This window comes from Brucella daejeonensis (genome assembly GCF_014199265.1).
Taxonomy (GTDB): Bacteria; Pseudomonadota; Alphaproteobacteria; order Rhizobiales; family Rhizobiaceae; genus Brucella; species Brucella daejeonensis.
On the sequence record NZ_JACIJG010000009.1, the window covers coordinates 18,648 to 32,972 of the forward strand.

A 14,325-nucleotide genomic window follows, 5' to 3' on the forward strand; every position below is an offset into this window, starting at 1 on the left:
CTCACAAGTCCAGAAGGCCGCGCTGGCGCAGCAATATCCAGAGGAAGAACGGCGCCCCGAAAAGCGCGGTGATGATGCCGATCGGCAATTCCGCCGGAGCCACAATTGTGCGGCTCACCGCATCGGCCAGAAGCAGGAGGGTTCCGCCAAGCAGCGCTGCCGCCGGCAAGAGATAGCGGTGATCCGGCCCGATGCTGAGGCGCAACATATGCGGCACCACTATGCCGATGAAGCCTATCCCACCCGCCACGGCCACTGTCGCGCCGGTTGCCGCCGCAACAGCCACGATAGCAACATTCTTGATGTATTGTACCTGAATGCCGAGATGTCCGGCAGCCGCCTCGCCGAGCGCCAGAGCATTGAGGCCCCGCGCCAGCAATGGCGAGACGACAAGCACGATGGCGATGACCGGCCCGGCTGCGGCGAACTTGGTCCACGTAGACCCCGCAAGCGACCCCAACCCCCAAAAGGTCAGATCGCGTAACTGCCGGTCATCGGCGATATAGATAAGTCCGCCCGTCGCCGCACCGGCCAAGGCTGCCAGCGCAATGCCCGCAAGCAGCATGGTTGCGACAGATGTTCGTCCGCGACGTGTTGCGATGCGATAAAGCAGTGAAGTCGTGGCAAGCCCGCCGGAGAAAGCGGCAAGCGGCAAGGCATAGACGCCAAGAAACGCAATGACCGGTGCGAGTAAGGTGCTGCCGCCCAGGACAATCATGGATACTGCCCCGAGTCCTGCTCCGGTTGAAACCCCGACGAGGGCCGGATCGGCAAGCGGATTGCGGAACAGGCCCTGCATAACAGCACCCGACACGGCAAGTCCTGCCCCGATCAACATGCCCATCACAACTCTGGGCAGTCGAATTTCCATGATGATCAGATGATCGCGACGAAACACCTCCGCGCCCTCCTCCGTCCCGGAGGTCAGGGAGTGCAATACGGAAAGCATAGACGCATCCGAGGCGCCAGCCGTGAGGCTGAATATTGCCGCGACACAGAGCGCAGCCACAAGAGACGCAATTGTCAGCCTGGCACGGGAAGCGCGATCCCCTGCTGCCTTGTTGCTCATCGCCTCGCTTTTTGCAATCTTCGTTTCGTCTGGTGAATGAGGCGCTGCTAAACGTTCTTCGCGCGCAGCCCGGCCCTGACTGGTCATTTCCAACTATCCTTGCGATCAGGCTTCGCGGCTGTTCCGCCCGGGAACCTGCCCATGCTAATGCTCTGCGGGAGCGGCATAGAGTTTTGCTGAAAGCTCCCGGATGGCCGATCCGGTACGCGGGCCGAAGCCAAGCAGATAGATCGCATCCATGGAGACGATATTTTTGCTTCGTCCGGCCGGGGTTGCAGCGATAACGGGATTCTTCAACAGCGCTTCGGGTGTAAGACCGTCAGCTCCGGTATCCATCGTCAGGATCATGTCGGGTGCGGTTTTCTCGATAGCTTCATCGGTCAACTGCTTGTATCCATGATATTCGCTGACAACGTTCACACCACCGGCCAGTTCGATCATGCCGTTAGCCGCTGTTCCGGCGCCCGAGGCCATCAGGCGACCACCTGGAGCCGACAGGATGAAGAGGATGCCCTTGCGCGGGTTTCTGTCGGCAGCGGCTTTTTTCGCCGCCTCGATATCCTGCGCGATGTTGTCCGCGAGTATTTTCGCCTTATCGTCGAGACCAAGCGCCTTGCCAACAATCTCGATTTTGCGGATCACGCCCTCACCGGTATAGGTTTCAGGAACCTCGACCATTGGCACGGAAGCTTTTTTCAGGACGTCCAGCGCATCTGGCGGGCCGCTGCCGTCAAGCAGCAGGATGCCGGTTGAATTGACCGACAGTACGCCTTCAGGCGCGAGCTGGCGCATATAGCCAATGTCGGGAAGCTTCTTTGCTTCTTCCGGATAGGTGCTTGTCTGATCGCGCGCGGCGAGCATCTTCCCGGCACCGAGAGCATAGACTATTTCCGTCAGCGAACCGCCAACCGATACAATCCGCGACGTATCGGCGAACCTTTCTACGGTCTCCGCACGTGCAAGGCCACCCGCGACAAGCGACAGAACAACTGTCGCCAGAACAACGCCACGTCCGCAGCGCATGGAAAGGAACGACATTGCGGTCATCCTTACGCAGCAGTCGATTGCGGCAGGCGTGGAAGATTTTCCACGATCATGCGCCAGTCAGCCAGTTCCGTCTCTCCTTCGTGACGCTCTCCAAAGAACTGAACGATCAGCTCACCCCGCGCGTCATAGGCCTCCAGAGAGGTCACGTGCCCGTCACTGGTCGGCTTGCGCACAACCCAGACGTCGGCAATGTGATCGGTACGCAGATGCATGTGGAAGGTCGGGTCAAGCACATTCAGCCACGGCCCCATCATCTTGATCTCGCGAATTCGGCCAGTGTGAATCTGGATGCAGCCGCAGCTTCCAACAAAACACATGATCGGAAGCTGTTCCTGCACGGCATGATTCATCATCGCTTCGACGGACGACCTATCGACCCGCCAGGCAAAATCACGTCCCGCGAGACTGACCGCCTGATGACGATCCACGCCGAAATCCTTCAGAAGACCGACGAACTGATGCACATCCGTAAGCGCGCTCCAGCGTTCCCGGAACGCGTCGATATCGAGAAGCGATGTGTCCGCCTTAGGACCTTTCGATGCTACAGTTTCTGTCTCGATGACGGGGGACTGATCGTCCAGAAGCAAATCCGCGACAAGCGTTTCATAGGCTTCCACATCCGACGCAAGGCGCAGGTGAATCTTGTGGACCGCCTCGCCGGTCGCATCGAAAAACTGCAGGCTGCGTCGCGTGGCTTCGCCATCCTGTTTGGTTACTGCAAAACCATGAATCCAATGCTTTGGGAAAATGCGGAGATCGATTTCCTTGCCAAGCGCCAGCGAAGCATGTGGCCCCCAGACAGTCTTCTCGAAAGGTCCGATCTTTTCGTGGACGACGCTTTCATTGCGTGTCAACGCCATGATCTCGCCGACCGCAGCGATGCGTTTCAGCAGTACTTCGACGTCGGCCCGAATACGACGCGCCGAAATCGACGCCCCATTATCGAGCCCGCAGTGCGCCGCAATGAAATCGGCTTCCGATATACCCAGGCTCTGAGCAAAATCCCGCTCGCGCATTTTCGGACTATCGGCCCGTGCCTTGAGAATCTGTTCCGCGGAAGGTCTGGTCTGGATCGTCATGAGAGATGCCTATTTGTTTAGGATGAGCTTGCCTTGGCGAGTAATTCTGAGACGATAGAGCGAGCCGCCGTGCTCTATACCGACCTCGCGCGAACCGTCGAAGAGTTCGCGACTGCCATAGGTTTTAAGCAGTGCTTCATGCGCATTCGCATCAAGCCGAGGCTGAGGCCGGACAGCGGTGACCGCGTCAGTTTTGCTGTTGGGAACGGGATTTTCGGCTCGTTCGCAAACCTCACGTCGGGGTAACCGCACCTGCATGTCGATATGGATCCGCCTGTTCATAACCTCGCCTCAGCGCCGACGTTTCACATGGCCACGTCTGCCAATTTGTTTGTTGACATAATTTGTCATGTTTACTAATCACTGCATTACTGGAATAAACGAGTCAAGTTTAAATCTCGTTTTTTCGACGCCAGCCAGAAAGAATGTTTTCTTCCCAGCCAGCACGCGGCCTTCGGTGAAGGCCGAAATCATAAACAGCTGAAAAATATAGGTTTCCCGTTGTTCTCAAACCAACAGGTTACGTATTGGCACGAAGGAAATATCTGAAATGCGGGCGACTGGTGGGGTTAGTAAGCGGTCATTCCAGGCGAGCACAGGGCTTGCTGTGATATTGATGGCCATGACATCGAATTCATTCGCGCAGGAGCAGAAAGCGTCGGAAGACGATGCCGGAGTTGCACTGAAGACAATCACGATTCGCCGGGCCGGAGGTGCACAGGATCCGACTGCCATCCCGGCTCCGGTCGGCAAGGTGGATCGCAACGCGATTGACCGCTTCGGCGGAGCGAAACTGGACGACGCTCTGCGGGGCACGGCAGGCGTTTTCACCCTGCAAAGTGCGTCCAACCCCGGTGTCGCCGTCAATATTCGCGGTTTTGAAGGCTCTGGCCGCATCAACATGATGATTGACGGTGTGCCGCAGAGTTATCGTAATACCGCGCATGACGCGCAGGGCTATGCCTATATCGACCCGAATCTGCTGTCCGAAATTGACATAGCGCGCGGCGCGGTCACAACGGAAGGCGGCACAGGACTCGCGGGAAGCGTCAATTTCCGCACATTGGGTGTGGATGACGTTATTCTCGATGGCAAGGACAAGGGCGTCCTCGGTCGCGCCTCCTGGGGCAGTAATGGAACCGGCTTCTCTGAAATGCTGGCTGGAGCGACGCGGGTGAATTCCATCGGCATTGTTGCAGCCATCAGCCGCCATGATGCCGATAATTACGAAAACGGCGATGGTGTCACGGTTCAAAAGTCCGGCGAAGAACTGACTTCCGGGCTATTCAAGGCCGAGTTCGGTCTTGGCGAGGACCAGAAGCTGACGCTTGGCGGTGTGCTCTACAACAACCACTACGGAACGTATGCTGTCGGCTATCGCCCCGGAACCTATACCACATACGATATGTTCCTGCAGAACCGCACCTTCTTCGCACAGTATAATTATAACCCGTCCGACAACGAGCTGATCGGGCTCGACGTCAATATCTACCACAATAGTACGCTACAGAACTGGGAAGACGGCAATGGCAGCTTTGTCGGCCGCCAGATATCAACCGAAACCACCGGCATGACGGCATCGAACACATCACGTTTCAATTTTGGGGATGTGGCAGTCGCGTGGAAAAACGGTTTCGAAATCAATCGTGACAATGCGAGCGGCAACAATACCGGCGTAAATCCGGCCGACGCCAAATCAAATCGCGGCGCGGTATTCTCGGAAGCGATCTGGAATTATCAGGCACTACAGGTCGTCACCGGCTTGCGCTATGATTATTTCAAGCTGGAAAATGAAGATGGGACGGTTTCCAATGACGACAGCACATTCAATCCCAAGGTCACCGTCGCCTATAATGTGACCGATTGGTTGCAGCCCTATGTCACCTACGCCCATTCCATGCGCTCTCCCAGCTTGCAGGAAACTTTTCTCGGCGGTGTCGCCCATTCCGGCCAGCAGCCAATGCACGGAAACCCCGATCTTCGACCCGAAAAACAACGCGGCTGGGAGTTCGGCGTGAACATCGCTCGCGACGGTATCTTCACGATGGAAGACGGCCTGCGCATCAAGGCGAATTACTACACGATGCGCGTCGAAGACTATATCACCGCCGCATCCGACTACAGCCAGTTCGTGAATATTGAAGGCACCTCCACGGTCAAGGGTTTTGAACTCGAAGCCAGATATGATGCCGGATTTGCTTTTGGTGGCCTCGCCTACACGCATTCGACCTCTGAATTGCCGGAACAGACAGCCGGTCTCGGCGCAAACCAGTACCTGCCGGAAGATGTGGTGACAATTACCGCCGGAGGACGCTTCTTCGAGCGTAAACTCGAAAGTGGTCTGCGCGTTCAACACGTTTCGAGCGGCAAGGCACTTGGAGGCGGAGAAAGTACCGATCCCTATACGCTCGTCGATCTCTTCGCGAAGTACAAGTTCACCGACACCGTCGACCTTTCGCTTCAGGTGCTGAACATCGCGGACAAGACCTATACACCTGCTCTGAGCAGCTACGGTTCGGGTCGCGGGCGGACCTTCCTCGTATCGACGCAGTTCCAGTTCTAAAACTTCGGGAGGCGACAAACCTCCCGGTCTTATCGTCACGTCTTCGAGGACCGACTATCCTGACCGCAGCGGCCTTCGAACCCCATGATGTGACGCGGCGAGTGCGGCCCTACCACCGCACTCGCCGGAAATTATATATAGTGGCGTCGGAACCCGATGAAAAAGGATCAGCAATGTTCATAGCCATGAATCGCTTCAAAGTTCGTGTTGGCAGCGAAGCCGATTTCGAAACCGTCTGGAAAAACCGCGATTCCAAGCTGTCGGAGCTCCCCGGCTTCGAAAGCTTTCATCTCCTGCGGGGCGCAACCAATGAAGAAGAAGGCTATACGCTCTACGCTTCTCATACCGTGTGGCGCGACCGCGACGATTTTCTTGCTTGGACCAGATCGGAACAATTCCGCGACGCCCATCGCAACGCCGGTCATAACAAACCTCTTTATCTTGGTCCGCCGCAATTCGAAGGTTTCAGCGCGGTTCTCGGTTCCTGATCGATCCAGTGAACGCTTATCCACATCATGCGGCGAAATAACGCATAGAGCGACGGCGGTCGTTTTGGCGACCGCTGTCGCCATGTGGAATAGTAATTGTCTTTTAAAGATGGGCAGTTAACTCATATTTAGAATAATTCCAAGCTATTGATTCTTAGAACATTTCAAAAACATAGAATTTGACAGATCCGAGCCTCAGCGGCCATAACCTGACCTAGTTTGACGGGTTTTGAAAACCCCGTCGTAGTAACGCCTTTAATGTTTGGGCCTTTAACCCTTGCAATTGGAGGAACCTTTGACCGGTTCAGTTCGGCCTCGTGCCACCAGTGTAGTAGTTCCGTCCTCGTCTGCAAGTAAACCGACAGCTAAAGCACAGAGCGCGCCGGTTGAAAATTTCCTTCTGACGGCAGTCTCTTCTGATATTTTTCTTGCACGCATGGGAGTTTCCTTCTCATGCTAGTCTGTAGTTGCAACGTTATTACCGATAAGGATATCGAGGCTGTTGTGATTGAGCTTCTCGATCAGGATTGCTGGCAACTTATTGTTCCGGGCACCGTTTATAATGTCATGTCAAAGCGCGGCCGCTGCTGTGGCTGCTTCCCAAACGTCATAGAAACCATCATAAGGGTGACTGAAGAGTATCATCTTCGTCATAACCAAATGGACGAAAACGTGGTCCAGTTCATGGATCGTGTACGTTCTCTACGTGACAAATTCGGGAGTTCATGGAATGAAAGGCGAACCAAAGGTCATCGAGCGGCTTAACGAGGCACTGTTTCTCGAGCTTGGCGCGGTAAACCAGTACTGGCTTCATTACCGCCTGCTCAACGATTGGGGATTCACGCGTCTTGCCAAGAAGGAACGTGAAGAATCGGTCGAAGAGATGCATCACGCAGACAAGCTGATCGACCGCATCATCTTCCTCGAAGGTCACCCAAACCTTCAGACCGTTGCTCCATTGCGCATCGGCCAAAACGTCAAGGAAGTTCTGGAAGCCGACCTTGCCGGCGAATACGACGCTCGCGCTTCCTACAAGAAATCCCGCGAAATCTGTGACGATCTTGGCGATTATGTTTCCAAGCAGCTTTTCGACGAACTTCTGGCCGATGAAGAAGGCCATATCGACTTCCTCGAAACCCAGCTCGACCTCCTCTCCAAGATCGGTGAAGAGCGTTACGGCCAGCTTAATGCTGCTCCGGCCGACCAGGCCGAGTAATAAAATCAGCGTTGCGAATAAAAGCCGGGGTCTTGCGCTCCGGCTTTTTTATTATCCCAACTTTACCGTTGCCCCTTTCTCGTGATATTGCGCGCCCAATTTTCCGAAATTCGCAGGTATTACCATGAGCGCACCGCGCGTCAGTTTCGTTTCACTTGGCTGCCCGAAGGCGCTTGTGGATTCCGAACGCATCATCACCAGCCTTCGCTCCGAAGGCTATGATATCTCCCGCAAGCATGACGGTGCCGATCTGGTGATCGTCAATACCTGCGGTTTTCTCGATTCTGCCCGCGATGAATCGCTCGACGCTATCGGTCTGGCGCTCAATGAAAACGGCAAGGTGATCGTAACGGGTTGCCTGGGGGCGGAACCCGACGTCATCCGTGAACGCCATCCAAACGTGCTCGCCATCACCGGCCCGCAGGCCTATGAAAGTGTGATGAGCGCGGTACACGAAGCAGCACCGCCCGCCCATGACCCATTTGTGGACCTTGTGCCGCCACAGGGCGTGAAACTCACCCCTCGCCACTACGCCTATCTGAAGATTTCCGAAGGTTGTTCGAATCGTTGCTCGTTCTGCATCATCCCCGCACTACGCGGCGATCTTGTCTCGCGTCCGATTGATCAGGTGCTGCGCGAGGCAGAAAAACTGGTCAATGCCGGGGTCAAGGAACTTCTCGTCATCTCGCAGGATACGAGCGCTTACGGCCTCGATCTCAAATATCAGGAAGCAATGTGGCAGGACCGGGCGGTTCGCACCAAGTTCCTCGACCTTTCACGGGAATTGGGCCAGATGGGTATCTGGGTGCGGATGCATTATGTTTATCCCTACCCCCATGTCGATGAGGTTATCCCACTGATGGCTGAAGGCAAGATCCTGCCTTATCTCGACATCCCCTTCCAGCACGCTTCACCAGCCGTCCTGAAAAACATGCGACGCCCAGCACATCAGGAAAAAACGTCGCGCCGCATTCAGGCATGGCGCGAAACCTGCCCCGATCTCGCCGTTCGCTCCACCTTCATCGTCGGCTATCCGGGTGAAACGGAAGAAGATTTCGAGATGCTGCTCGACTGGCTCGATGAAGCCAGGATTGAGCGCGCCGGTTGCTTCAAGTATGAACCGGTCAAGGGAGCGAAAGCCAATGATCTCGGCCTGGAACAGGTTCCGGAAGAAGTCAAGGAAGCCCGCTGGCATCGTTTTATGGCCAAGCAGCAGCAGATTTCCACCAATCTTCTCAAGAAAAAGGTCGGCAAGCGTCTGCCAGTCATCATCGATGAAGCGAATGGCACAGTCGGCAAGGGCCGCACCCGTTACGACGCGCCGGAAATCGATGGAAGCGTTCATATCCAGTCGCGTCGCCCGTTGCGTGTCGGCGACATCGTAACGGTAAAAATCGAAGCGAGTGATGCCTACGACCTGCACGGGATCGCGGTCTGATGGAGAAAGATGCAGCCATATTCATAAGAAAAGCCGGGCTCGCGGATGTGACGGTAATCGTCGCCATGCTTGCCGACGACGCACTTGGGGCGCAACGCGAAGACACACGCTTTCCGCTGCGCGATGAATATCGCAACGCCTTCGCCGCTATCGACGCGGACCCGAACCAGTTGCTTGCGGTCGTCGAGCGTGACCGTGAGATAATCGGCTGCATGCAGATCAGCTTCATTCCGGGCCTCTCCCGGCTGGGCCTGTGGCGCGGTCAGATTGAAAGTGTGCGCATTGCAAGCACGGTGCGCGGGGGTGGCATCGGCCGTCAAATGATCGACTGGGCGATCGCGCAATGCCGCGAACGCGGTTGCGGCCTCGTGCAACTGACCACTGACAAGTCCCGCGCCGATGCACTGCGCTTTTATCGCTCACTCGGCTTTGTCGATAGTCATGAAGGGCTTAAGCTGACACTTTAACAAGCGTTGCAATCATATTGTTAGACAAGAAAAAGGGCGCTTCAAGCGCCCTTCTCTCTATCGTGGCACGCGGCTTATTATTGCGGCAGCCTGTCGTCAACGCCTGCAACGTAGAAGTTCATGCCGAGCAGCGTCTTGTCATCGGCCTGTTCGCCGGCCTTCAGCCATTCCGATCCGTCCTGCTTCTTGATCGGGCCGGTAAACGGCTTCAGTTCCCCGGATTTGATCTTGGCTTCGGTTTCCTCAGCCAGCTTCTTCACGTCATCGGGCATATTCGTGTAGGGTGCCATCTTCACGAGGCCTTCCTTCATGCCCCACCAGATATTCTGGCTCTTCCAGGTTCCCTCGAGAACGGCCTTGGCACGGTCGATATAGTACGGACCCCATTCGTCCACGACAGCGGTCAGCTGCGTGTCCGGCGCGAACTTGATCATGTCCGAGGCCTGACCGAAGGCCTTGATTCCGCGATCATGCGCTACCTGAATAGCGGCGGTGGAATCGGTATGCTGCGTGATGATATCCACGCCCTGGTCGATCAACGCTTTGGCTGCATCGGCTTCCTTGCCCGGGTCGAACCAGGAATTGGCCCAGATCACCTTGACCTTGAAATCGGGATTGACGGACTGGGCTCCCAGCATGAAGGAGTTGATGCCCTGCACGACTTCCGGAACCGGTACGGAAGCGATATAGCCGGCCACGCCCTTGGTGGACATCTTGGCGGCGATCACGCCCTGCACATAACGGCCTTCATAAAAGCGCGCATTATAAGCGGACATGTTATCGGCGGTCTTGTAGCCCGTCGCATGTTCAAACTTCACGTCCGGGAACTTCTTGGCGACTTTCAGCGTCGGGTCCATATAACCGAAGGACGTCGTGAAAATCAGCTTGTTGCCGGCCCGGGCAAGACGCTCGATGGAACGCTCGGCATCCGCACCTTCCGGCACGTTTTCCAGAAAGGTGGTTTCAATCTTGTCGCCGAGCGCCTCGACCAGCTCTTTTCGGGCCTGATCGTGCTGGTAGGTCCAGCCAAAATCGCCCGGAGGGCCGATATAGATGAAGCCGATCTTCAGTTTTTCTTCCGCATGAGCGGCGTTACCGAGCATAAAGCTCGCCGCTGTGGCAATTGCCATAAGCGTCTTATTCATGATCCCTGCACTCCTTGTTGCACCCACTATTCCTTTGTTAACACAGCATTATCCTGTGCAAAGCGCCTCGCGCCTCCGCCAGAAATTTGCTGTGCGAAACACAAACCGTTGGGAGCCGGTCCGCGTTTACCCCTTACCCGCCTCATCGATCCGGCACGAACGGCTTGCCGAGTGATGCCGGTGTATTCATCATCGTCAGGCGCTTGTTGCGCGAGATGATGACCAGCACCGCGATTGTCGCAATATAAGGCAATGCAGACAGGAATTGCGATGGCAACCCGAAGCCAAGCGCCTGCGCGTGAAGCTGGCCAATGGTAACGGCGCCAAACAGATATGCGCCGATCAGCACCCGCCATGGTCGCCACGAGGCGAAAACGACAAGCGCCAGAGCTATCCAGCCACGTCCCGCCGTCATGTTTTCCACCCATTGCGGCACATAGACCAGCGATAACTGGGCACCGGCAAGACCAGCGCAGGCACCGCCGAACAGCACAGCCAGATAACGCGTACGTACCACATGCACGCCAAGCGCATGAGCCGAACCGTGGCTGTCGCCGATAGCACGCAAAGTGAGCCCCGCACGGGTGCGAAACAGGAACCATGCCACGCCTGCGACAAGTAGAATGGACATGTAGAAGATGGGGTCCTGGCCGAACAGAAACCGGCCCACCAAGGGAATGTCGGTCAGATAGGGAATGTGGATCGCGTTCAGCCGCACACCGGGAAGTCCGACGAAACTTTCACCCAGCAGAGCCGAGCCACCGACGCCAAGAATGGTAAGCGCAAGACCGGTCGCCACCTGATTGGTGACGAGCGTCAGGGTGAGAAAGCCAAAAACGGCCGCAAACATCATGCCGACCAGAATCGCCGCGAGAAGGCCAAGCCAGGCCGATCCCGTCATCTGCGCGATGGCGAAACCCGAAACAGCACCCATCAGCATCATGCCCTCGACACCGAGGTTGAGGACACCGGAACGCTCCACCACCAATTCGCCGATGGCCGCAATCAAGAGCGGCGTCGCTGCGGTAGCAATCGTGAGAATGATGGCCTGCGTCAAATCCATAAGATCAGGCCTTTCCTGTCTGGCGGTTCATTACCAATCGAACGCGATAGAGAATGAGCGTGTCGCAGGCGAGCACGAAGAACAGGATCATGCCCTGAAATACACGCGCGGACTTTTCCGAAATGCCGATGGCGACCTGCGCCGCTTCGCCGCCAAGATATGAAAGCGCCAGCACAAGCCCCGCCGCAATCGCTCCAAGTGGATTGAGACGCCCCAGAAAGGCAACGATGATCGCCGTGAAGCCATAGCCGGGCGAAATAACGGGACGCAATTGACCGATAGCGCCAGACGTTTCCGCAATGCCTGCAAGTCCTGCGAGCGCGCCGGACAGGGCGAAAACGAAAAAAACCATCCTGCCCGAACTGAAACCGGCAAAGCGCCCCGCCCTCGGACTTTGACCGATTACCTTGACCTCGAAACCTTTCAGCGTGTGCTTGAGCAGAAACCAGACTACAATCGCCGCCACGATCGCGAAGATAAAGCCCCAGTGAGCACGACCGGACGCGCTCCAGATTTCAGGCAGGACAGCGCTGTCGTTAAACTGGCGCGTTTCCGGAAAATTATAGCCTTCAGGGTTACGCCACGGCCCGCGCACCAGCCAGTCGAGAAAAAGCTGCGCGACGTAGACGAGCATCAGGCTGGTGAGGATTTCATTGGTGTTGAGGCGCACTTTTAATAGCGCCGGGATCGACGCATAGGCTGCTCCACCTGCCATGCCCATCAGCATCATCAGGGGCAGCACGATCCATGATTCAAGATCGGGGAACATGACCGGCAGGACCGAGCCGGCAATTGCCCCCATGATGAATTGGCCTTCAGCCCCGATATTCCAGTTATTGGAAACAAAGCAGACGCAAAGGCCAACGGCGATCAGGATGAGCGGAGCCGCCTTCACCAGAAGCTCGTGCCACGACCAGATGTCCAAAAGCGGCTCGATGAAGAAAACGTAAAGCGCGTGGAGCGGGTCCTTACCCATAATTGCGAAGGCGAGGCCACCAAAGACCAGCGTCAGCGCCAGCGCCAGTAAAGGGGAAAGTGTGCTGAACAATCTTGAAGGCTGGGGCCTTTTTACAAGCTCGATCCGCATTATGCCGCCCCCGCCTGCGTTTCGTTCGAGATGCCACCCATAAGCAACCCGATCTTTTCGAGCGTCACTTCGGCAATGGGCATCGGATCGGAGAGATGACCATGGTTCATGACGGCAATACGGTCGCTGATTTCAAGAAGCTCATCCAGATCTTGACTGATGACGAGAACGGCGGAACCCGAACGGGCAAGATCAACGAGCGCCTGACGGATATGCGCCGCAGCCCCCGCATCCACACCCCATGTCGGCTGATTGACCATCATGACGGACGGGGCTCGATCAAGCTCGCGACCAATGATGAACTTCTGCAGATTGCCGCCGGAAAGCGCTGAAGCGGGTGGATTTTCCACGCTTTTTCGCACATCCATCCGCTCGACGATACGCTTTGCGGCGAAGCGCAACGCACTTTCGGCAACAAGTTTCAGCTTACCGCCCCGAAGGAAGGCCCGCGCATCGGTCCTGTAGCGTGAGAGAAACAGATTGTCGGTGAGTGTCATGCCGGGCACGGCACCATGGCCGAGCCGTTCTTCCGGCACAAAGGCGGCCCCCATCATACGCCGCTCACTGATGCCGAGCCTGCCTGCATCCTTGCCGCGAATGCGTAGCGCTGATGGCGCCGATTGCAGCACCTCGCCGGAGATGGCTTCGAAAAATTCGCCCTGACCATTGCCTGCGACACCGGCAATGCCGACGACCTCGCCCGAGGCAACCGAGAGCGAGATATCCTTCAACGCCGTCGAAAAAGGCCCGCGCGGCGGTTGCGAGAGGCCCTTGATCTCGAAAAGCGGCGCGCCTGCCACATTCGCTGCAATCGGCGCGCGCGCGACGACATTGATGTCGTTGCCCACCATCATGCGGGCGAGCGACGCCGCCGTTTCCTGACGCGGGTCGCAATGCCCTACGACCTTACCGTGACGCAACACCGTTGCGCAGTCGCAGAGCCGCTTCACCTCTTCCAGACGATGGCTGATATAGAGAATGGACTTGCCCTCGGCCTTCAAACGCTCCAACGTTTCAAAAAGCCTGTCGGCTTCCTGCGGCGTCAGCACGGAAGTCGGTTCATCGAGAATGATGAGGTCGGGTTCCTGAAGGAGGCAGCGCACGATTTCAATGCGCTGGCGCTCACCCACCGAAAGATCCCCGACATGCGCTTGCGGATCCACTGGAAGGCCATAAGTCTTGCCCACTTCCCGCGCACGTTTGGCCACCTCCGCCAAAGACAGTGAGCGATCCAGCGAAAGCGCAATGTTTTCGGCTGCGGTCAGAGAATCGAATAACGAAAAATGCTGAAAAACCATGCCTATGCCAAGTTTTCTTGCCACGGCAGGTTCATGAATGACGACGCTTTGCCCTTTCCAGACGATTTCACCATCAAGCGGCTGCAAGGCACCGAACAGCATTTTTACGAAAGTGGATTTGCCTGCGCCGTTTTCACCCAGGAGCGCATGAATCTCGCCCTCGGCGATGGTAAGATCGACCCCATCGCAGGCTTTAAGCTGACCAAAAGCTTTCGTGAGCCGGCGGACATCCAGAAGAGGCCGGTCGGTTGAGCGCGCTGACATTGTTCCCCAACGTATTTTTGAGCGACCTTATCCAGCAAGTCTGCTCTTGAAAAGTCCAAAAGCAAGCTGCGGTGGATATATGCACACCGCCGCAACCTTTT

The 14,325-nt window shown here is 56.5% G+C and carries 14 protein-coding genes; 6 read left to right on the forward strand and 8 right to left on the reverse strand.

All coding sequences use genetic code 11. The features are described 5' to 3' along the window. Nucleotide 1 precedes the first annotated feature (1 nt). The 4 genes from FHS76_RS12745 to hemP are packed head-to-tail and all read right to left on the reverse strand — an operon-like array spanning nucleotide 2 to nucleotide 3,477. Nucleotides 2–1,156 carry a FecCD family ABC transporter permease gene (locus tag FHS76_RS12745; RefSeq protein ID WP_183653045.1) on the reverse strand — a complete coding sequence of 385 codons (1,155 nt, stop codon included), beginning with the start codon at nucleotides 1,154–1,156 and terminating at the stop codon, nucleotides 2–4. A 57-nt stretch (nucleotides 1,157–1,213) separates the two neighbouring features. Beyond that, nucleotides 1,214–2,107 carry a heme/hemin ABC transporter substrate-binding protein gene (locus FHS76_RS12750; protein WP_183653048.1) on the reverse strand — a complete coding sequence of 298 codons (894 nt, stop codon included), beginning with the start codon at nucleotides 2,105–2,107 and terminating at the stop codon, nucleotides 1,214–1,216. Between the two features lie 11 nt (nucleotides 2,108–2,118). Then, the gene (locus FHS76_RS12755; protein ID WP_183653051.1) at nucleotides 2,119–3,195 is read right to left on the reverse strand and encodes a hemin-degrading factor; all 1,077 of its coding nucleotides are present in this window, start codon (nucleotides 3,193–3,195) and stop codon (nucleotides 2,119–2,121) included. A gap of 9 nt (nucleotides 3,196–3,204) precedes the next feature. Beyond that, complete coding sequence (gene hemP, locus FHS76_RS12760; RefSeq protein ID WP_183653054.1) at nucleotides 3,205–3,477, reverse strand: hemin uptake protein HemP; 273 nt, start codon at nucleotides 3,475–3,477, stop codon at nucleotides 3,205–3,207. A 340-nt stretch (nucleotides 3,478–3,817) separates the two neighbouring features. Here hemP and FHS76_RS12765 point away from each other — a divergent pair, with 340 nt between their 5' ends. The 6 genes from FHS76_RS12765 (at nucleotide 3,818) to FHS76_RS12790 (ending at nucleotide 9,367) form a co-directional block, all read left to right on the forward strand. Continuing rightward, nucleotides 3,818–5,758, forward strand: coding sequence for a TonB-dependent receptor domain-containing protein (locus FHS76_RS12765; protein ID WP_235992657.1), 1,941 nt, complete (start codon nucleotides 3,818–3,820; stop codon nucleotides 5,756–5,758). A gap of 173 nt (nucleotides 5,759–5,931) precedes the next feature. Next, nucleotides 5,932–6,246 carry an antibiotic biosynthesis monooxygenase family protein gene (locus tag FHS76_RS12770; RefSeq protein WP_183653060.1) on the forward strand — a complete coding sequence of 105 codons (315 nt, stop codon included), beginning with the start codon at nucleotides 5,932–5,934 and terminating at the stop codon, nucleotides 6,244–6,246. Between the two features lie 453 nt (nucleotides 6,247–6,699). Further along, the gene (locus FHS76_RS12775; RefSeq protein WP_183653063.1) at nucleotides 6,700–7,011 is read left to right on the forward strand and encodes a (2Fe-2S)-binding protein; all 312 of its coding nucleotides are present in this window, start codon (nucleotides 6,700–6,702) and stop codon (nucleotides 7,009–7,011) included. Beyond that, nucleotides 6,977–7,462 (forward strand): bacterioferritin, encoded by a 486-nt coding sequence (gene bfr / locus FHS76_RS12780; RefSeq protein WP_183653065.1) that lies wholly within the window; start codon nucleotides 6,977–6,979, stop codon nucleotides 7,460–7,462. Before FHS76_RS12775 ends, bfr begins: the two co-directional genes overlap by 35 nt. Nucleotides 7,463–7,586: 124 nt before the next feature. Further along, entirely contained in the window at nucleotides 7,587–8,900 is a 1,314-nt protein-coding gene (gene rimO / locus FHS76_RS12785) for a 30S ribosomal protein S12 methylthiotransferase RimO (RefSeq protein ID WP_183653067.1), read from the forward strand. Then, complete coding sequence (locus FHS76_RS12790) at nucleotides 8,900–9,367, forward strand: GNAT family N-acetyltransferase (RefSeq protein WP_183653069.1); 468 nt, start codon at nucleotides 8,900–8,902, stop codon at nucleotides 9,365–9,367. The genes rimO and FHS76_RS12790 overlap by 1 nt, the downstream gene beginning before the upstream one ends. A 77-nt stretch (nucleotides 9,368–9,444) precedes the next feature. Here FHS76_RS12790 and FHS76_RS12795 read toward each other — a convergent pair whose 3' ends face one another. The 4 genes from FHS76_RS12795 to FHS76_RS12810 form a co-directional block, all read right to left on the reverse strand. Then, nucleotides 9,445–10,512, reverse strand: coding sequence for a BMP family ABC transporter substrate-binding protein (locus FHS76_RS12795; protein ID WP_183653072.1), 1,068 nt, complete (start codon nucleotides 10,510–10,512; stop codon nucleotides 9,445–9,447). Nucleotides 10,513–10,654: 142 nt separating this feature from the next. Further along, nucleotides 10,655–11,575 carry an ABC transporter permease gene (locus FHS76_RS12800; protein WP_183653074.1) on the reverse strand — a complete coding sequence of 307 codons (921 nt, stop codon included), beginning with the start codon at nucleotides 11,573–11,575 and terminating at the stop codon, nucleotides 10,655–10,657. A gap of 4 nt (nucleotides 11,576–11,579) precedes the next feature. Then, nucleotides 11,580–12,662: an ABC transporter permease gene (locus FHS76_RS12805; protein ID WP_183653076.1), complete on the reverse strand. Its 1,083-nt coding sequence runs from the start codon at nucleotides 12,660–12,662 to the stop codon at nucleotides 11,580–11,582. Continuing rightward, a complete protein-coding gene (locus FHS76_RS12810) occupies nucleotides 12,662–14,224 on the reverse strand; it encodes an ABC transporter ATP-binding protein (RefSeq protein ID WP_183653079.1) in 1,563 nt (520 codons plus the stop codon). Before FHS76_RS12810 ends, FHS76_RS12805 begins: the two co-directional genes overlap by 1 nt. Nucleotides 14,225–14,325 lie beyond the last annotated feature (101 nt).